Origin of the sequence: Caballeronia sp. LZ008, from assembly GCF_031451435.1 — a bacterium.
Classification (GTDB): domain Bacteria; phylum Pseudomonadota; class Gammaproteobacteria; order Burkholderiales; family Burkholderiaceae; genus Caballeronia; species Caballeronia zhejiangensis.
Window position 1 is genome coordinate 1,299,772 of record NZ_JARUXK010000001.1, and the last position, 19,782, is coordinate 1,319,553.

Below are 19,782 nucleotides of genomic sequence, written 5' to 3' on the forward strand. Positions count from 1 at the left end.
CACAGGCACACGGCGGCTTGCACTGGAACGAAGGAAATGGGGAAGGCAGGCGCTCATTGCGAACCAATATAACGTGCCTCAAATCGCTTGTACAGCCTCGACGATCGCCTCTACGTGGCCCGGCACCTTGACACCGCGAAACTCGCGTCGCAGCACGCCGTTTGCGTCGACGAGGAAGGTCGAGCGCTCCACGCCGCGCACTTCCTTGCCATACATCTTCTTCATTTTGATGACATCGAAGAGCGTGCAGATCGCTTCGTCAGCGTCCGAAACCAGCGTGTAAGGCAGCTCGAGCTTCGCCTTGAAGTTGTCGTGCGATTTCACGCTGTCGCGCGAGATGCCGATCACTTCCGCGCCGGCCGCCTTGAACTGATCGTAGTGGTCGCGAAATTGCAGGCTTTCGGTGGTGCAGCCGGGCGTGTTGTCCTTCGGATAAAAGAAGAGCACGACCTTTCTGCCGCGCAAGGAGGACAGGGTGAACTCGCCACCCGTCGCGGGTGCGGTGAAGTCGGGAACGGGCTGGTCGACTGCAACTGACACGTAGGTTTCTCCGGTCGTTCTGGTTTATCGGTGAGAAAAGCGAGGCGGGGAGAAAGCGGCCACGCGCCGCTTCAGCCCGGCTGGACGATCAGTTCGCCCGCGCGGCCCGGAATCTCGCCCCACGTCACAGGGTACGTGGGCAGCGACGCGCGGTCCAGCGCCGCATGGTAATCGCCCATCGTGGCAAAGCTGTGTCCCTGCGCGCGCCAGCCGGCGAGCAGTTGCTCGAACACCGGCGCGAGCTTCTGGCCTTCGAGTTCGGCGTGCAGCGTGAACACCTGATCGTGCGGATTGTTCGCCGTATGACGCAGCACGTGCGCCGCGACATTGCTTTCGTCGACGCCGTCGACGCCGAGCACTTCGTCGAGCGTCGGCAGCGTGGTCGGCATCTGGATGTGATTCAGCGTGCGGCCGTCGAGCACGGGAATATACGGCGTGTGGCCGCGCCCGTCGGATGCGTAGCGCATGCCCCACGCGTCGATCTGCTCGAACGCGTAGCCGTTCATCTGCCAGCCGGCGGCGCCGTGCGTGACGGGCGGTCCGCCGAAAATCTCGATGAAGCGCGCGTGGCTCTGCTGCATCTGCGCGACGGTCCAGTCGCGATCACGCCCGCGCACGTTGTCCTGCCAGTAGACGTGATCCCACGTATGGATGCCGCATTCGAAGCCGGCCTCGTGGATCGCACGCATTTCCGACACCGCTTCGCGGCCGATATCCGGCCCCGGCAGCAGCACGCCGTACATGAGCGTCTTCACGCCGTAATGCTCGACCACCGACGTGCGCGACACCTTCTTCAGAAAGCCGGGCCGGAAGACCCGCCGCAGCGCCCAGCCGGTGTGATCCGGGCCGAGACTGAAGAGGAACGTCGCGCGGGCGCTGTACTTGTCGAGGAGCCGCCCGAGGTTCGGCACGCCTTCGCGCGTGCCGCGCAGCGTATCGACGTCGATTTTCAGAACGATGCGAGCCACGCGCGCGCCTTACGCCTGTTCCACCAGCTTGCGGGCCTCGCCCACGTGGCCGCGGTACGCTTCGAAGATCTTGCGCAGCGCGTCGTCCATCGACGCTTGCGGCGCCCAGCCGAGTTCCTGCATCGTGTTGTCGATCTTCGGCACGCGGTTTTGCACGTCCTGATAGCCGTTGCCGTAGTACGCGCCCGACGACGTCTCGACCAGTTGCACCTGCTTCGCGCTGTCCGAGTACTCGGGGAATTCGTTTGCGAGCGCGAGCATCTTGTTCGCGAGTTCGCGGACCGAGAAGTTGTTCGTCGGATTGCCGATGTTGTAGATCTTGCCCGACGCCACGCCGCCCTTGTTTTCGATGATCTTCATCAGCGCGCCGATGCCGTCGTCGATGTCGGTGAACGCGCGTTTTTGCGCGCCGCCGTCGACGAGACTGATGTTCTCGCCGCGCACGATATGCCCGAGGAACTGCGTCACGACGCGCGACGAACCTTCCTTCGGCGTGTAGATCGAGTCGAGGCCCGGGCCGATCCAGTTGAACGGACGGAAGAGGGTGAAGTTGAGACCCTCCATGCCGTAGCCCCAGATCACGCGGTCCATGAGTTGCTTGGAGCACGCGTAGATCCAGCGCGGCTTGTTGATCGGGCCGTAGGAAAGCACGGAGTTTTCCGGATCGAACTGCTCGTCGGTGCACATGCCGTACACCTCGGACGTCGACGGAAACACCAGATGCTTGCCGTACTTCACGGCCGAACGCACGATCGGCAGATTCGCCTCGAAGTCGAGCTCGAACACGCGCAGCGGCTGCTTCACGTACGTGGCGGGCGTGGCGATCGCGACGAGCGGCAGGATCACGTCGCACTTCTTCACGTGATACTCGACCCACTCCTTGTTGATCGTGATGTCGCCCTCGAAGAAATGCATCCGCTCGTGATTCGCGAGGTCGCCCAGGCGATCGGTTTGCATGTCCATCCCGAAGACTTCCCAGTCGGTGGTTTCGAGGATGCGCTTGGACAGGTGATGGCCGATGAAGCCATTGACACCCAGGATCAGAACTTTTTTCATGAATGACGAGAGGATTGAATGATTCGGCCGAATTCGGAAGGATCGACGGTGCGTTCTTCGCCCGACGGTTGCGCGTCGGCGTTCAGGGGCCGGTGACGCAATTCGTGGATGGCGATGACGCGGCCATCGCCGCAGACGCCAAACAGCGCATTATCCGCCACGGTCAGGCCCGGGGGCAAACCCCGCAGCTCACGGAGTCTTTCGGGTGAAACGCCCGGCGCGCCCGTTTCGGGCACGAGCCGCGCCCGCGCGACGATGAAACGATCGGCGCCGATATCCGTGAACGCGCCCGGATACGGCGGTGCGACCGCGCGGATCAGGTTGTAGACACGCTGCGCCGGCTGCGACCAGTCGATGCGGCCGTCTTCCGGCTTGCGTCCGCCGTAATAGCTGCCCGCCGCGAGATCGTTCGGCAGATGCGGCGCTTCGCCGGCGAGCAAGGCGGGCAGCACGCGCCAGAGCGTCTGCTCGGCGGCAACGACGGTCTTGTCGAAGACTTGCGCTGCTGTGTCGTCGGGCAGGATGGGCACCGGCGTTTGCGCGAGGATCGCGCCTGCATCGGGTTTCGCGAGCATTTCATGCAGCGTCGCGCCGGCCTCGGTTTCGCCGTTGATGACGGCCCAGTTCGTCGGCACGCGGCCGCGATACTTGGGCAGAAGCGAGCCGTGCATGTTGTAGGCGCCGCGCTTTGCGAGCGAAAGCAGCGAGACGGGCAGCATGTGCCGGTAATAGAACGAGAAGATGAAGTCCGGCGCGATTTTCTCCACCGCGCCGAAAAGCTCGGGCGACTTTGGATCGGCAGGCGTGATCGTGTCGATGCCGTGTTCCGCCGCGACCTGCGCGACGCTGCCGAACCAGATGTTCTCGCTTGCGCTGTCTTCGTGCGTGACGACGAGCGCAACATCGACGCCGCGCGCGAGCAGCACCTGCAGACAGCGCACGCCGACGTTGTGATACGCGAAGACGACTGCGCGCGGCTTCATCGGTCGTCTTCCTCGCGCGTGACGGCGACCACTTGCTGCACGGCGTCCTGCAACGGCTTGGCGGCGACCGATACGCCGTCGCGCTGTTCGAGAATCGTCTGCACGAGATAGCGCGGCCGCGCGCGCACCTGCTGATAGATGCGCCCGATGTACTCGCCGAGCAGCCCGAGCGCGAAGATGATGACGCCGAGCATGAAGAACGTGATGGCGAAGAGGGTGAACACACCCTGGACTTCCGCGCCGAACATGAAGCGGCGAATCAACAGCAGCAGGAACAGGCCCGCCGAGCCGACCGACAGAATCACGCCGATGAACGACAGCCATTGCAGCGGCACGACCGAAAAGCCGGTAACGAGATCGAAGTTCAGGCGGATGAGGCTATAGAGCGAATACTTCGACTCGCCCGCGAACCGCTCCTCGTGTGCGACATCGACTTCGATCGGGTTTTGCGCGAAGGTGTACGCGAGCGCCGGAATGAACGTGTTGATCTCGCCGCAGCGATTGATCGTATCAATGATATGGCGGCTGTACGCGCGCAGCATGCAGCCCTGGTCCGTCATCTTGATCTTTGTGATGCGCTCGCGCAGGCGGTTCATCGCGCGCGACGCCTTCTTGCGCCACAGGCTGTCCTGCCGCTGCTGGCGAATCGTGCCGACGTAATCGTAGCCCTCGCGCATCTTCGCGACGAGCTTGCCGATTTCCTCGGGCGGATTCTGCAGGTCGGCATCGAGCGTGACGACGATCTCGCCGCGCGACTGTTCGAAGCCCGCGAGGATCGCCATGTGCTGCCCGTAATTGCCGTTGAGCAGAATGACGCGCGTGGTGTCGGGCCGCACGTGGAACTGCTGCGCGAGCAGCGCGGCCGACTTGTCGCGGCTGCCGTCGTTGATGAAGATCACCTCGTACGACGTGCCGAGCGCATCGAGCGCCGGATAGAGGCGCTGGAAAAGCGCGGCGAGGCCGTCCGCTTCGTTGTACACCGGGATGATCACCGAAAGCTCGGGGGACGTCGCCGGAAAATCGAAATGACTCATGTTGCGCTGATTGTCCTTGATGGTCCGTGTTACCCGTTGTGTCCGAACTGCTCGCAGATTTCGTCGATGGACCGGACGACATGCGTCAAGTCGTCGGCGGTCATGCCCGGGAAGAGCGGCAGCGTCACGTTCGACGCGCCGTAATGCTCCGAATGCGGGTACATGCCTTCCTTGTAGCCACGCGCGCGATACAGCGTGAACAAGTGCAGCGCCGGGTAATGCACGCCGCTTCCGACGTTGCGCTCCTTCAGTTGCGCCATGAATTCCGCGCGCGTGAGCTTGAGCCTTTCGAGCGGCAGCGCGATCTGGAACATGTGCCAGTTGTGGTCCGTGAAGTTCTCGACCGGCAGACCCACGCCGAGCTCGACCGCCGCGCCGCCTTTGAAGGCATCGAAATAGAGGCGCGCCAGTTCGCGGCGCTGCTGCGTGAGGCTCTCGACGCGCCTCAACGAGCCGAGGCCGACGCGCGCCGCCACGTCCGTCAGGTTGTACTTGCCGCCGAGCACGTCGCAATCCATGCCGTCGAAGCCCGTGCGCGTAATGCCTTGCAGACGGTACTTGCGCGCCAGTTCCGCTTCGTCCTCGTTATTCATTACTAGCGCGCCGCCTTCGATCGACGTCACATTCTTGTTCGCGTGGAAGCTGAACGACACGATGTCGCCGATCGCGCCGATGCGCTGGCCTTTCCACGTCGAACCGAACGCCTGCGCGGCGTCTTCGATCACGCGCAGCTTGTGGGCGCGCGCGATCTCGTAGAGCTTGTCCATGTCGACGGGCAGGCCGGCCAGATAGACGGGCATCAGCGCCTTGGTGCGCGGCGTGATTGCGCGTTCGAGCAGATTCAGGTCGATGTTGCGCGTGACCGGATCGATATCGACGAACACCGGCGTAGCGCCGACTTCGAGGATCACGTTCGCGGTCGACACCCAGGTCATCGGCGTGGTGATGACTTCGTCGCCGGGGCCGACGCCCGCGATGCGCAAGCCGATTTCCATCGTGCAGGTGCCCGAGTTGAAGGCGCGCACCGGGCGGCCGCCCACGTACGCCGACAACTCCGCCTCGAACTGCTGATTCTGCGGGCCGGTCGTGATCCAGCCCGAGCGCAGCACCTCGACGACGCCCTGAATGGTTTCTTCGTCGATATCGGGCTTCACGAAGGGCAGGAACGGCCGCGTTGTTTGAGTCATGGACTATGCGTTTAAAAAATGAATTGATCCGGCGGACGCTTCGGTCCGGCAACTAGCCGCGCGCGAGCACCACGACGCCGACCAGAATGATGCCGATGCCGATGAGCCGCTGCATCGACAGCACTTCGCCGAACAGGTACCACGCGGCGAACGCGTTGACGACATAGCCGAGCGAGAGCATCGGATAGGCGATCGACACGTCCACGCGCGACAGCCCGACGATCCACACGACGACGCTCAGCACATAACAGGCAAGCCCGCCGATGATCGGCCACTGCGTCGCGATCTTGATGCCGACCGGCAGAATGTTGGCGGGCGTCATGTCGAAATGGCCCACCGCGTTCACGCCGGCTTTGAGCAGGAGCTGGGCGCATGCGTTCAACGATACGCCGATGACGATGCAAATAAAGGAGATCGGGTTCATCGCGCGTTTTTCAAATGCGGAACAAGGATACTCGGTTCATCGCGAAATGCCGAACGATCGTGCAGCGCAGCATCGCGACCGGGAGGAAAACGCGCGCTCACGGCTGCGGTTTCTCCACGATCACGCGGCGCTCGTCGCGGGCGATCACCTGCATGGGCACGTGGCGTGCCATGAGCTCGTCGTAGCGTGCGGGCGGCATCAGCGCGAACGCGTAGCGCTCCGAATCCCACAGCCTGACCCATTCGTCGACGCTCGGCACCCATTTTTGCGGCTCGGTCTGTACGCCGAAGGTCAGCTCGTCGGCTTCGCCGACCATGATCATCGTGTGGCCGAGGTAGAAGGGCATCGTGTGGTCGAGCTTCGCGATCGAGTAAAACGGCGTGTCGGGCGGGAGCTTGGCCATCGCGGCCTTCACGGCCGGCACGAGCCGCACGCCGGAACTCTGCGTGCCGAAGACATCGTGACCGGAGCCCGCGATCGTGCCCAGCAGCAGCCAGGCCGCGCCTAGTCCCGTCGCGCCCGCGAGCACGCTGCGCCGGTTCAGCCAGAGCGCGAATATCGTCACGACGAAAGCGACGGCGAGGCCCGCGTACACCCAGATCTGGAACTCGCGATAAAGCGCGTTAGGCGTGTTGGCGCTGCCCGCGCGGCCGAGGAAAATCGCTCCGAAGGCCGCGGCGATCAGAAATACCGCATAGCCGATCAGATGCATGCGGTACTGCGATTTCGTCAGCGAGGGCAAATACAGCCCGATGACGAGCGCGAGCGCCGGCGCGATCGGCAGCACGTACGAAATGAGCTTCGAATGCGACGCGCTGAAGAACAGGAAAATGAACGCGGACCAGATCAGCAGCATCGTGACCGGCGCGAAGCCGTTGGGCTGGCGTGGCGTCTTCAAGCCGTGGCGCACACTCTGAAAGGCGATCGACAGCCACGGCAGAAAACCCACGATCAGAACCGGCACGAAGTAATAGAACGCGCCGGGGCGGTTCTGCTCGGGCGTCAGATAGCGCTTGAACTGCTGGACGATGAAGAAGAAGTCGAAGAACTCCGGGTTCTTCATCTGCACGAGCGCGAACCACGGGCCGGTCACGATCAGGAACACGATCAGCCCACTGCCGATATAGAGCCGCTTCCAGAGCGCCCAGTCGCGCGACACGAGTGAATACAGAACGAGCACGGCGCCCGGCAGGATCACGCCGACGAGACCCTTCGACAGCACCGCGGCGCCCATGCCGGCCCAGCAGAGCCACATCCAGAGACGCACTTCGCGGGTCAGCAGTCCGGGGCGCTGGGCGAGCAGGAGCGCGCAGAGGGTCAGCTCCATCCAGAACGACAGGCCCATGTCGAGCGCGTTGAAGTGGCCCATCAGGTTCCAGTACGGGCACGTCGCGAGGATGACCGCGGCGGCGAAGCCCGTCATCGCGTTGAATACGCGCGTGCCGGTATAGCCGACGAGCAGCACGCCCAGAAAGCCCGTGAGCGCCGTATAAAGGCGCGCCTGCCATTCGCCGATGCCGAACCACGCAAAGGTAAGGGCATTCGCCCACGTTTGCAGGGGCGGCTTTTCGAAATACTTGTAGCCGTTGTAGCGCGGCGTGATCCAGTCGCCGGTCACGAACATCTCGCGCGCCATTTCGGCGTAACGGCCTTCGTCGCTGGGCACGAGATGACGATACCCGAGCGGCGCGAACCAGATGATCGCGAGTGCGAGTACCAGAAGAATGAGCGAAAGACGCGTGAGCGGTAGCCGGGTAGGCGTATCGTTCATGAAGTCGACCTGTCCGATGCCGCGATGCGCGGCGCTAATGAAACGAATTGAGCGATGAATGCGCGCCGCGCGAGGATGCAACTCGTGCATGCTCAGGCACGCATTGTCGATGCGAGTTCGCACGTTCGAGCGCGCGCTGCGCACTTGTCCGACGTCGAAACGCCCGGCGTAACGACGATGCCGGGCGGGAGTGTAGCGCACGGCCGACCGGCATCCGTCAAAATTGACGACTGGCAAGCGACGGCTGCTGCCGATATCGGACGGGCGGCGGGAGTCTGCCAACGCTTCCTTAGCGCCGCCTTAGCGATCCCCTCAGGCTTCGATCAGCAGTGCGGCGGCCACGCGCCGGCCTTCGGACATCAGTATGTTGTAGGTGCGGCAGGCCGCGCCGAAATCCATCGTTTCGACGCCGATGCGGTGTTTCGCCAGTTGCGCGGTGAGGCGCGGATGCGGAAAGCGCAGCCGCGACCCGCTGCCGAAAATGACGACTTCCGGCGCGGCCTCGACGAGCGCATCGAAATCCTCGGGCTTGAGCGCATCGAACGACGACACCGGCCACGCCGCGACGGGCGTCTGCGGCATGACGATCACGCTGCCTTCGTGCCTTTCGAGATTGATCGCCACGAAACCGTCTCCGTAGCTCGTGATGGTATTGAGCGCGCTGGTGGAATCCTGGTGCAGTTTCAAAACAATGATCCGGCAAGGAAAAGGAGAGAGGCCCGGCGGGCGCGCGCAGCGCCGTTTGCGCCGGTTCCGGCGCATTCGATTGGTGCATTGCGGAACTGGGCCATAATCAGTAAATTATAACTTTTTGGCTGCCGGGCTCGCTCGTGCGCCACCCGTTGCGCTCGCGTGCCGCCACAAGCCGCCTTCGACACGCAATCCGGTCCGCATCGCCCATGCCTTACCTGGCGCGGCGTCTAAAATGCATCGTTCGGCGCTCGGGAAAAGCGGGCCGTCCGGGCGAGCCGCCATCGGCTTTCACCTCGGTATTTATTGCAACGCCCGTCCGCCGCGCGCGAGGCTGGCTGCCCCGAATTCCGAGCCGCACGCGACCGACATCACCAGAACCCGTCCGCATTCACATCAGACCCAGAGCGCCAGCCGTGAAACCGATTCTCAAATCCAACAAGCTGCAAAACGTCTGCTACGACATTCGCGGGCCCGTGCTCGAACACGCGAAGCGCCTCGAAGAAGAAGGCCATCGCATCATCAAGCTGAATATCGGCAATCTGGCGCCGTTCGGCTTCGAGGCGCCGGACGAGATCATTCAGGACATGATCCGCAATCTGCCGGGTTCGTCGGGCTATTCGGATTCGAAGGGCGTGTTCGCCGCGCGCAAGGCGATCATGCATTACACGCAGCAAAAGGGTGTGACGGGCGTCGAACTGGACGATATCTACATCGGCAATGGCGCGTCGGAACTGATCGTCATGGCGATGCAGGCGCTTCTCAACGACGGCGACGAAGTGCTCCTTCCGGCGCCGGACTATCCGCTGTGGACGGCCGCGGTGAGCCTGTCGTCGGGCACGCCGCGCCACTACATGTGCGACGAGAGCAACGGCTGGATGCCCGATCTCGACGACATCCGCGCGAAAATCACGCCGAACACGAAGGCGCTCGTCGTCATCAACCCGAACAACCCCACAGGCGCGCTGTACTCCGACGAACTGCTGCGCGATCTGATCGCGATCGCGCGCGAGCACGGCCTCATCATTTTCGCGGACGAGGTCTACGACAAGATCGTCTACGACGGCAAGACGCACACGTCGATGGCCGCGCTCTCCGAAGACGTCGTCACGGTCACGTTCAACAGCCTTTCGAAAAGTTACCGCTCGTGCGGGTATCGCGCGGGCTGGATGGCGATCTCAGGGCTGATCGAAGAGAACCGCCGCCGCGCGAAGGATTATCTCGAAGGCCTCGGCATTCTCGCGTCGATGCGCCTGTGCCCGAACGTACCCGGCCAGTATGCGATCCAGACGGCGCTCGGCGGCTATCAGAGCATCAACGACCTGATCGTCCCGAGCGGGCGCCTCTTCAAGCAGCGCGAACTCGCGTACGACATGCTCACGGCGATTCCGGGCGTCACGTGCGTGAAGCCGCAAGCCGCGCTCTACATGTTCCCGAAGCTCGATCCGAAGATGTATCCGATCCAGGACGACCAGCAGTTCATCACGGATCTGCTGCTCGAGGAGCGCGTGCTGCTCGTGCAAGGCACCGGCTTCAACTGGCCGACGCCGGATCACTTCCGCGTGGTTTTCCTGCCGAACGTCGACGATCTCGCGGATTCGATCAACCGCATCGCGCGCTTCCTCGACGGCTATCGCAAACGACATTCCGCTTAATCTCTCTTTTAAAGACTCGCGCTGCATGGAACCGATCAAAGTAGGACTCTTGGGCTTCGGCACGGTCGGCAGCGGCACCTTCACGGTGCTGCGCCGTAACCAGGAAGAAATCAAACGACGCGCGGGACGCGGCATCGAAATTTCGCGTGTCGCCGTGCGTACGACGGCGAAGGCCGAAGCGGCGAAGCAGGAAGGCATCGCGGTGACGGACGACTTCAACGCGGTCGTCGACGATCCTTCCATCGCCATCGTGTGCGAAATGATCGGCGGCACGGGCTTCGCGCGCGAACTGGTGCTGCGCGCGATCGCGAACGGCAAGCATGTCGTGACGGCCAACAAGGCGCTGCTCGCGGTGCACGGCACGGAAATTTTCGAGGCCGCGCGCGCGAAGGGCGTGATGGTCGCGTTCGAGGCCGCGGTGGCGGGCGGCATTCCGATCATCAAGGCGCTGCGCGAAGGGCTGACGGCGAACCGCATCGAGTACATCGCGGGCATCATCAACGGCACGACGAACTACATTCTTTCGGAAATGCGTGACCGCGGGCTCGACTTCGCGACCGCATTGAAGGCCGCGCAGGAACTGGGTTACGCCGAAGCCGATCCGACTTTCGACATCGAAGGCGTCGATGCCGCGCACAAGGTCACGATCATGAGCGCAATCGCGTTCGGCGTGCCGGTGCAGTTCGATCGCGCGTATGTGGAAGGCATCAGCAAGCTGGCCGCGATCGACATTCGCTACGCGGAAGATCTCGGCTATCGCATCAAGCTGCTCGGCATCGCGCGGCGCTCGGAGAAGGGCATCGAGCTGCGCACGCATCCGACGCTCGTTCCGGCCAAGCGCCTGCTCGCCAATGTGGAAGGCGCGATGAACGCGGTCGTCGTGCACGGCGACGCGGTCGGCACGACGCTCTACTACGGCAAGGGCGCGGGCGCGGAGCCGACGGCGTCCGCCGTGGTCGCCGATCTCGTCGACGTGACGCGCCTGCATACGGCCGATCCCGAGCATCGCGTGCCGCATCTGGCGTTCCAGCCGGACAGCCTGTCGAACACGCCAATCCTGCCGATCGACGAAGTGACGAGCGGCTACTACTTGCGCCTGCGCGTCGCGGACGTGACGGGCGTGCTCGCGAACATCACGCGCATTCTCGCGGACAAGGGCATCTCCATCGACGCGCTCCTGCAGAAGGAATCGGAAGAAGTCGACGGCGCGAACAAGGGCGAGACCGACATCATCCTCATCACGCACGAGACGCTCGAAAAGAACGTGAACGCGGCGATCGCGCAGATCGAGGCGCTGTCCACGGTCGTCTCGAAGGTGACGAAGCTGCGCATGGAAGCGCTCAACTAAAGGCAAGCACGATGAACTACATTTCGACGCGCGGCGCCGGCACCGACGAGCGCCACACGTTCTCCGACATTCTGCTGGGCGGCCTCGCCAAAGACGGCGGCCTGTATCTGCCGGCGGAGTATCCGAAAGTCAGCGCCGACGAACTCGCGCGCTGGCGCACGCTGTCGTACGCGGATCTCGCATTCGAAGTGCTGTCGAAGTTCAGCGACGACATTCCTGCCGACGACCTGCGCTCGCTTACGCGCAAGACGTACACCGCGCAGGTGTACAGCAACGTGCGCCACGAAGAGAGCGCGGTTCAGATCACGCCTTTGAAGACGCTCGGCGAGGAAAACGGCACGACGCTGTCGCTGCTGGAACTCTCGAACGGCCCGACGCTCGCCTTCAAGGACATGGCGATGCAACTGCTCGGCAATCTGTTCGAGTACGCACTGGCAAAGCACGGCGATGAATTGAACATCCTCGGTGCGACCTCGGGCGACACCGGCAGCGCCGCCGAATACGCGATGCGCGGCAAGACCGGCGTGCGCGTGTTCATGCTCTCGCCGCACAAGAAGATGAGCGCGTTCCAGACCGCGCAGATGTTTTCGCTGCAGGATCCGAACATCTTCAATCTGGCGGTCGAAGGCAACTTCGATAATTGCCAGGACATCGTCAAGGCCGTGTCGAACGATCACGCGTACAAGGCGAAGCACAAGATCGGCACGGTCAATTCGATCAACTGGGCGCGCGTCGTCGCGCAGGTCGTGTACTACTTCAAAGGCTATTTCGCCGCGACGAAGAGCAACGACGAACGCGTGTCGTTCACGGTGCCCTCGGGCAATTTCGGCAATGTGTGCGCGGGGCACATCGCGCGCATGATGGGCCTGCCGATCGATCAACTCGTCGTCGCGACCAACGAAAACGACGTGCTCGACGAGTTCTTCAAGACCGGCGTGTATCGCGTGCGCGGCGCGGCGGAGACGTATCACACGACGAGCCCGAGCATGGATATCTCGAAGGCGTCGAACTTCGAGCGTTTCGTGTACGACCTGCTCGGACGCGATCCGGCGCGCGTGCTGCAACTGTTCCGCGACGTCGAAGAGAAGGGCGGCTTCGACCTCGCGGTGAGCGGCGATTTCGCGCGCGTGAAGGAATTCGGCTTCGTGTCGGGCAAGAGTGGCCACGACGACCGCGTGAAGACGATCCGCGACGTATTCGAGCGCTATCACACGATGATCGACACGCACACCGCCGACGGCGTGAAGGTCGCGCGCGAAAATCTGAAGCCCGGCGTGCCGATGATCGTCCTCGAAACCGCGCAGCCGATCAAATTCGGCGAGACGATCCGCGAGGCGCTCAATCGCGAGCCCGAGCGGCCGGCTGCGTTCGTCGGACTTGAAAAACTGCCACAAAGGTTCGATATCGTTCCTGCCGATGCTGGCGTCGTGAAGGCGTTCATCGCCGAGCGCACGTAACAGGATCGTCATCGGGATGAACGGGGCGCGGCTGCACGGCCGCGCCCCGTTTTTCATGATGCGGCACGAAATCCGCCGCCGGAGCCAGCTTCGCAGAATCGCCGCTCGCGGGCAGAAGCCCGCCAAAAGCTGTTAAAATCTCAGGTTTTTCGTCGTACCCCATTCAAAAGGACGCGCCGTGCTGTCTACCGCCAATATCACCATGCAATTCGGGCCCAAGCCCCTCTTCGAGAACATCTCGGTCAAGTTCGGCGAAGGCAACCGCTATGGCTTGATCGGCGCCAACGGCTGCGGCAAGTCGACCTTCATGAAGATCCTGGGCGGCGATCTCGAGCCGTCCTCGGGCAACGTCATGCTGGAGCCGAACGTGCGTCTCGGCAAATTGCGCCAGGACCAGTTCGCGTACGAAGACATGCGCGTACTCGACGTCGTCATGATGGGCCACACCGAAATGTGGGCCGCGATGACCGAGCGCGACGCGATCTACGCCAACCCCGACGCCACCGACGACGACTACATGCGCGCCGCCGACCTCGAAGCCAAGTTCGCCGAATACGACGGCTACACGGCCGAAGCGCGCGCGGGCGAACTGCTGCTCGGCATCGGCATCAACATCAACGATCACAATGGCCCGATGAGCAACGTCGCGCCGGGCTGGAAGCTGCGCGTGCTGCTCGCGCAGGCGCTGTTCTCGAAGCCCGACGTGCTGCTGCTCGACGAGCCGACCAACAACCTCGACATCAACTCGATCCGTTGGCTGGAAGACGTGCTGAACCAGTACAACTCGACGATGATCATCATCTCCCACGATCGTCACTTTCTGAACCAGGTCTGCACGCACATGGCGGACATGGACTACGGCACGCTGAAGGTCTGGCCGGGCAATTACGACGACTACATGCTGGCGTCGACGCAGGCGCGCGAGCGTCAGCAGGCCGCGAACCAGAAGGCGAAGGAGCGCGTGGCCGACCTGCAGGACTTCGTGCGCCGCTTCTCGGCGAACAAGTCGAAGGCGCGTCAGGCGACCAGCCGTCTGAAGATGATCGACAAGATCAAGATCGAGGAATTCAAGCCGTCGTCGCGTCAGAATCCGTTCATCCGCTTCGAGTACGAGAAGAAGCTGCACAACATCGCGGTGGTCGCGGAGGAAATCACGAAGAAGTACGACCGCACGATCTTCCAGAACTTTTCGCTCTCGGTGCAGCCGGGCGAGCGTATCGCGATCATCGGCGAGAACGGCGCGGGTAAGACCACGCTGCTCAAGTCGCTCAAGGGCGCGCTCGAACTCGATCACGGCACGGTGAAGTGGGCGGAAAACGCCAACGTCGGCTATATGCCGCAGGACACGTACGAAGAGTTTCCGAAGGACGAGACGCTGACCGAGTGGATCGACCAGTATCGCAAGGAGGGCGACGACGAGCAGATGATGCGCGGCACGCTCGGCCGTCTGCTCTTCAACGCGGACGATATCAAGAAGAACGTGAAGGTGCTGTCGGGCGGCGAAAAGGGCCGCATGATCTGGGGCAAGCTGATGCTCGGCCGCCACAACGTTCTGCTGATGGACGAGCCGACCAACCACATGGACATGGAGTCGATCGAGTCGCTGCAGATCGCGCTGGAGAAGTTCGAAGGCACGCTGATCTTCGTGTCGCACGACCGCGAGTTCGTGAGCGGGCTGGCGAATCGCATCATCGAAGTGAAGACGGATGGCACGCTGCGCGACTTCGGCGGGAATTACGAAGATTTTCTGGCGAGCCAGGGGATTCAGTAATCACCGGCTTCGCGCTCGCGCTGAAACAAGCGGCCCGCCTCGAAAGAGCGGGCCGTTTTTACATGCCGGTCAAAGCCTGTCGTTGCGAAACCGCATCGCCGTTCCTTCGCGCGTAATGCGCTCCCAGATCGCGCGTTTTTCGTCGTCGTTCAGAAACACCCAGTTGGACACTTCGCCGGCCGTGCGGCCGCAGCCTTTGCAGACGTCGTCGAAGAGCGTGGAGCACACGCCGATGCAGGGGCTATCAGGCAGATCGTGAAGATTCGAAGACATTGGGCTAGCTCGTGACCGCATCGGCGCCGAACAAAAAGGGCGGCAACGCGGCATTCAAAATCGTAAAAAAACTCAACGCGCGATACTGTAGCCTATCCGCGCGATCCAGTGATGCCGCTGGTTGTAATCGAGGATGTCCTCGCCGTACCCGTTGAAGTAGCTCACGAACAGATAGCCGCCCCACGCGCTGCCGATCAGCTTCGCGAGCGGATAGGTCAACTGCGATTCCACGCTGCCGTACCAGTGCTTCGAGCCTTTGCGTAATGTCGTCGCGAGTTGCCAGCCGTCCGGGCTGCCGTATTTCACGAGGAAATCGACGTAGCCGCGATAATCCGCGATGTCCTCGTTGCCCGCCTTCGACAGGTAGTAATAGAACTTCGGCGAGAGCGTCAGGTGATTGCCGTTCAGATCGCCGAAATCCCATGTCGGGCGCACGAACGCGATGTTGATCGAGCGCGATTCGTCGCCGCTCTTGCCGTTCGATTCATGCCCGATGCCCGCCGCGACGCCCATGCGCGTGAAGAGCGCGCTTTTCCAGCCGGTGTCCTCCACGTAATAGAACAGTTGCGGCTGAAAGCTGATGTCGCGAAACGGCACCGATTCGGCCGAGAGATTCCATATGGCCGTCTGCGTGTAGCCGAAATAGAGGTTGTCGAGGAAGCCGCGCGAGCGGGGATCGTCAGGCAGATGCAGGCGATATTTGAAGCTGAACTGGAATTTCGCGAGATTGTCGCCGTTTTTGCCATCCGCGAAATAGATCGGCTCGAACGTCGAGAAGCGGCCCGAGAGCAACGTGTCCGTGCTGGACGCCGGTTGGACGGCGGTATTCGCCGCGGCCGTCGCGACGGCGAGTTGGCCGGGCGTCGTCGCTTGCGACTCGGCCTTCTCCGCGGCGGCGACCTCGGTCTGCGTATCGCTGCGATTGAGCGTGACGAGCATCGGCGAAGCATCGAAGCCGACCGGATCGATCTTCACCGCGCCGCGCGCCGAATCGGGCCACGGCGCCGAAAAACGCACGCGGCGATACTGGCCGGGCGCAAGGCGCAGACGGTCCGGCACTGTCGGATCGCGCTCGAGCGTGAGCGGCGCCGGCGGCAAATCGCCATTGGTCAGATTCACGGTCAGTTGCTTCGGGACATCGACGGTCAGGGATTTCGCGTCATCGTCGGTATAGAGGAGCGTCAGTTCGAGCGGTTGCGAGGCGGCGGCTTCGCGCGCGGGTTGCAGCACCGCGACGGTCGCGTGCGTAGCGCCGCTTGTGCAAAGGCCGGCAAGAAGAAGCGCGAACATGCGTGCGCGGCCGGCAGAGCGGCGGGAATTTTTCAGCGAAATCGATCGTGGGCCGTGGGCCATGTAGTTCGTGTCCTGTTGGGGCGGGGCGGGCATCAGGACAGTCTGACAGCGCGAGCCGCGCCGCGATCCCGACATTCCAGACGAAATGGCATCGAAACCGGTGCGTCAGGCCGAAAACACCGCCTGCCAGAGCATCGCGCCGTTCAGCGCGACGATCACGCCCGCGCACATCCACGCCAGCGCCAGCGGCACGCGCGCGACGCGCCAGCGGCCCATCAGCGCGGCATCGGAGGCGAAGCGCACGAGTGGAATCACGGCGAGCGGCAATTGCAGGCTCAAGACGACTTGCGTCGCGACGAGGAGCGCGTTCGAACCATGCTGGCCGAAACTTCCGACCGCGACGAGCGCCGGACCGATCGCGAGCCCGCGCGTCAGGAGCGCCCGCGCCCAGCGCGCCATCTTGAGGCGCAGGAAGCCTTCCATCACCGCCTGGCCGGCGAGCGTGCCCGTGACCGTCGCGTTCAGGCCGCACGCGAGCAGCGCGGCGGCGAACACGACGCCCGCCCAATGACTGCCGACGAGCGGCGCAATGAGACGGTGGGCGTCGGCGAGATCGTTCACACCGGTGTGGCCGTTCGCGTGGAAGACGGCGGCCGCGACGATCAGTAACGACGCGTTGACGATGAACGCAAGCCCGAGCGAGCCGAACGTATCGATGTTCACGCCACGAAGCGCGCGCCCCATGGTCGCGTCGTCGCGCGCGCTCGCGTGCTCCTTGACGAGCGCGGAGTGCAGGTAAAGGTTGTGCGGCATCACGGTCGCGCCGAGCACGCCGGCGGCGAGCCAGAGCATGCCGGCATCGCGGACGAGTTCGCGCGACGGCGCGAGCCCGCGCAGCGCATCGCCCCAGACCGGATGCGCCAGCGCGAGTTCGATGACGAAGCACAAACTCACGAGAAAGATGAGCGTCGATACCGCCCGCTGCAGGGTCCGCTTGCCGCGGTTTTGCAGCGCGAGCATCGCGAAGGTTCCGACCGCCGAAACCAGCACACCGGCCGTGAGCGAGAGGCCGAAGAGCATTTGCAGCGCAACCGCGCTGCCGACGACTTCCGCGACGTCGCACGCGATGATCGCGATTTCGCACGCGATCCACAGAACGAGCGTCGTACGGCGGCTGTAGCGTTCGCGGCACAGTTGCGCGAGGTCGCGCCCGGTCACGACGCCCACGCGCGACGCGACCCATTGCAGCAGCATCCCCATCAGGCTCGCGAGCAGGACGACGAAAAGCAGCGAGTAACCGTAGCGCGCGCCGCTCGCGAGCGCCGTCGCCCAGTTGCCGGGATCCATGTAGCCGACAGCGACGAGCGCGCCCGCGCCGGCGAACGAATACCAGTGTCTGCGCGGGCGCGGCGCGCGCTCCCGATCTTCACGGGTCGCCACGGGCGACTGCGCGTCGGATTTCGCGGCTGACGGCCGGGCGAGCGCGGAGGGATTGGTATTCATGCGGGAGGCGGCCTCGAATAGCGTTGCAACGGTGCGCGTTGCCGGTTCAGAAGACGCCGCTTTTCGCGGCGCACGTCGAATTGGCTCGCAACAACTGTTCCGCTGGCTATTCGTCAGGCTTGTCCCGTGTCGGCCGCGCTCGTGCGAGTCAACGAAACGACGAAGAAACGACTCGCAAAACGGCGGGCGCAAGGGGACGCAGGCGACCGACCACGAATAATGACATTGCATCGGGCTTACGCCTGCGTGTCACTTTGACGAGTGTGGGTTTATCACGTGCCGCGGCAGCGGATTAGGGGCTAAAATGCGCGCTCTTTCCGGCTGTCGGCGCGCGGCGCTAAGCCGGGCAGAGCCCCGCGCGGCAAGACCGTCGCCGCGTGGCGCAAGGGCGTGTACATTTTGCGCGACAAGCGGCGGATTATTTTTTGTCGCGTCCGCGTTTAATGGTAGTTTTCGGGGTTTTAGGGGAGTCGCGGGTCGCTCGGCGATGCGAAAATGCGCCGGGTCCGGGCGGCACGACGTCGTGACAAGTCGGAACAAGGGAGAATCGAAATGAACGAGAAACTGGCGAGCCGCACGGCCAAGCTGGCGGGCGCCCTGGCATGCGCCGCGATGTTGACTCCGCTCGCGGCCTTCGCGAAAGACACGCAGTTGAACGTGTACAACTGGTCGGACTATATCGCGAAGGACACGATTCCCAACTTCACCAAGCAGACCGGCATCAAGGTGAAGTACGACAACTACGACAGCGACGACACCCTGCAGGCCAAGCTCCTGACCGGCCGTTCCGGCTATGACATCGTCGTGCCGACCAGCAATTACGCCGGCAAGCAGATCGCCGCGAACATCTTCGCGCCGCTCGACAAGTCGAAGCTGCCGAACCTCAAATATCTCGATCCCGACCTGATGAAGCTCGTCGAGGGCGCGGATCCGGGCAATAAATACACGGTGCCCTGGGCGTACGGCACGACGGGCCTCGGCTACAACGTCGACAAGGCGAAGCAGATCCTCGGCGCCAACGCCGAACTGAACAACTGGGACATCCTTTTCAAGCCCGAGAACATCTCGAAGCTGAAGGCGTGCGGCGTCTCGGTGCTCGACGCGCCGGACCAGATGTTCGCGGCCGCGCTGCATTACATCGGCAAGGATCCGATGAGCACGAACCCGGCCGATTATCGCGAAGCGCTCGCGATGATGAAGAAAATCCGTCCGTACATCACGCAGTTCAACTCGTCGGGCTACATCAACGACATGGTCGGCGGCGATATCTGCTTCACCTACGGCTGGTCGGGCGACGTCGTGATCGCGAAGCATCGCGCCGTCGATGCGAAGAAGCCGTTCAAGATCGAGTACTACATTCCGAAGGGCGGCGCGCCCGTGTGGTTCGACGTGATGGCGATTCCGAAGGACGCCAAGAACAAGGACGCGGCGCACGAGTGGATCAACTACATCGAGACGCCGCAGGTTCACGCCGCGATCACCAACGCCGTGTACTACCCGAGCGCAAATCTCGAAGCGCGCAAGTACGTGGACAAGGACGTCGCGAACGATCCGGCCGTGTTTCCGCCGCAGGATGTCATCAAGACGCTGTTCCTGCTGAAGCCGCTGCCGCCGGAAATCCAGCGCCTGCAGACGCGGCTCTGGACGGAATTCAAGTCCGGCCGATGAATCCGATAAGCCGGTTATTCTTTTGAAACGACGAAGCCCCTGGACCTCCGGGGGCTTTGTTCGTGATCGCATCGCGTGGCGGGGCGAGTCACGAAAGACGCATGGAAGCAAGGAGTCGAACAGGCAATCATGAGTGAGCAGTCGAGCGCGTTGAAGGCAGC

Annotated in this window: 17 protein-coding genes; 5 read left to right on the top strand and 12 right to left on the bottom strand. The window is 63.1% G+C overall.

Features of this window, described 5'->3' with window-relative positions; genetic code table 11:
* Positions 1–78: 78 nt before the first annotated feature.
* The 9 genes from QCE49_RS06170 to QCE49_RS06210 form a co-directional block, all read right to left on the bottom strand.
* Entirely contained in the window at positions 79–540 is a 462-nt protein-coding gene (locus QCE49_RS06170; protein ID WP_008349827.1) for a peroxiredoxin, read from the bottom strand.
* A gap of 71 nt (positions 541–611) precedes the next feature.
* The gene (locus QCE49_RS06175) at positions 612–1,508 is read right to left on the bottom strand and encodes a polysaccharide deacetylase family protein (protein ID WP_008349825.1); all 897 of its coding nucleotides are present in this window, start codon (positions 1,506–1,508) and stop codon (positions 612–614) included.
* Positions 1,509–1,517: 9 nt separating this feature from the next.
* Positions 1,518–2,564, bottom strand: coding sequence for a bifunctional UDP-4-keto-pentose/UDP-xylose synthase (locus tag QCE49_RS06180; protein ID WP_008349823.1), 1,047 nt, complete (start codon positions 2,562–2,564; stop codon positions 1,518–1,520).
* A complete protein-coding gene (locus QCE49_RS06185) occupies positions 2,561–3,547 on the bottom strand; it encodes a formyltransferase (RefSeq protein WP_250459683.1) in 987 nt (328 codons plus the stop codon). The genes QCE49_RS06180 and QCE49_RS06185 overlap by 4 nt, the downstream gene beginning before the upstream one ends.
* The gene (locus QCE49_RS06190; RefSeq protein WP_008349819.1) at positions 3,544–4,581 is read right to left on the bottom strand and encodes a glycosyltransferase; all 1,038 of its coding nucleotides are present in this window, start codon (positions 4,579–4,581) and stop codon (positions 3,544–3,546) included. Before QCE49_RS06190 ends, QCE49_RS06185 begins: the two co-directional genes overlap by 4 nt.
* Before the next feature lie 29 nt (positions 4,582–4,610).
* Positions 4,611–5,768 carry a DegT/DnrJ/EryC1/StrS aminotransferase family protein gene (locus QCE49_RS06195; RefSeq protein ID WP_250459685.1) on the bottom strand — a complete coding sequence of 386 codons (1,158 nt, stop codon included), beginning with the start codon at positions 5,766–5,768 and terminating at the stop codon, positions 4,611–4,613.
* Between the two features lie 52 nt (positions 5,769–5,820).
* A complete protein-coding gene (locus tag QCE49_RS06200) occupies positions 5,821–6,192 on the bottom strand; it encodes an SMR family transporter (RefSeq protein WP_008349817.1) in 372 nt (123 codons plus the stop codon).
* 97 nt (positions 6,193–6,289) lie between these two features.
* Entirely contained in the window at positions 6,290–7,963 is a 1,674-nt protein-coding gene (locus QCE49_RS06205) for a glycosyltransferase family 39 protein (RefSeq protein ID WP_250459687.1), read from the bottom strand.
* Positions 7,964–8,275: 312 nt separating this feature from the next.
* Complete coding sequence (locus QCE49_RS06210; RefSeq protein ID WP_008349815.1) at positions 8,276–8,650, bottom strand: Mth938-like domain-containing protein; 375 nt, start codon at positions 8,648–8,650, stop codon at positions 8,276–8,278.
* A 419-nt stretch (positions 8,651–9,069) separates the two neighbouring features.
* Between QCE49_RS06210 and QCE49_RS06215 the strand changes: the two genes are divergently transcribed.
* The 4 genes from QCE49_RS06215 (at position 9,070) to QCE49_RS06230 (ending at position 14,884) form a co-directional block, all read left to right on the top strand.
* A complete protein-coding gene (locus QCE49_RS06215; protein WP_175980108.1) occupies positions 9,070–10,308 on the top strand; it encodes a pyridoxal phosphate-dependent aminotransferase in 1,239 nt (412 codons plus the stop codon).
* Positions 10,309–10,333: 25 nt separating this feature from the next.
* On the top strand, positions 10,334–11,656 hold the full coding sequence (locus QCE49_RS06220; RefSeq protein WP_008349813.1) for a homoserine dehydrogenase: 1,323 nt from the start codon (positions 10,334–10,336) through the stop codon (positions 11,654–11,656).
* 11 nt (positions 11,657–11,667) lie between these two features.
* The gene (gene thrC / locus QCE49_RS06225) at positions 11,668–13,113 is read left to right on the top strand and encodes a threonine synthase (protein WP_175980110.1); all 1,446 of its coding nucleotides are present in this window, start codon (positions 11,668–11,670) and stop codon (positions 13,111–13,113) included.
* Between the two features lie 178 nt (positions 13,114–13,291).
* Positions 13,292–14,884, top strand: a complete 1,593-nt coding sequence (locus QCE49_RS06230) for an ABC-F family ATPase (protein ID WP_008349811.1) — start codon at positions 13,292–13,294, stop codon at positions 14,882–14,884.
* A gap of 69 nt (positions 14,885–14,953) precedes the next feature.
* Here QCE49_RS06230 and QCE49_RS06235 read toward each other — a convergent pair whose 3' ends face one another.
* From QCE49_RS06235 to QCE49_RS06245, 3 genes are all read right to left on the bottom strand, one after another.
* The gene (locus tag QCE49_RS06235) at positions 14,954–15,157 is read right to left on the bottom strand and encodes a DUF1289 domain-containing protein (protein ID WP_008349809.1); all 204 of its coding nucleotides are present in this window, start codon (positions 15,155–15,157) and stop codon (positions 14,954–14,956) included.
* Between the two features lie 72 nt (positions 15,158–15,229).
* The gene (locus tag QCE49_RS06240) at positions 15,230–16,447 is read right to left on the bottom strand and encodes a phospholipase A (protein WP_250439673.1); all 1,218 of its coding nucleotides are present in this window, start codon (positions 16,445–16,447) and stop codon (positions 15,230–15,232) included.
* A gap of 168 nt (positions 16,448–16,615) precedes the next feature.
* The gene (locus tag QCE49_RS06245; protein WP_250459689.1) at positions 16,616–17,953 is read right to left on the bottom strand and encodes an Nramp family divalent metal transporter; all 1,338 of its coding nucleotides are present in this window, start codon (positions 17,951–17,953) and stop codon (positions 16,616–16,618) included.
* 552 nt (positions 17,954–18,505) lie between these two features.
* Between QCE49_RS06245 and QCE49_RS06250 the strand changes: the two genes are divergently transcribed.
* The gene (locus QCE49_RS06250) at positions 18,506–19,621 is read left to right on the top strand and encodes a polyamine ABC transporter substrate-binding protein (RefSeq protein ID WP_175980113.1); all 1,116 of its coding nucleotides are present in this window, start codon (positions 18,506–18,508) and stop codon (positions 19,619–19,621) included.
* The last annotated feature ends 161 nt before the right edge of the window (positions 19,622–19,782 follow it).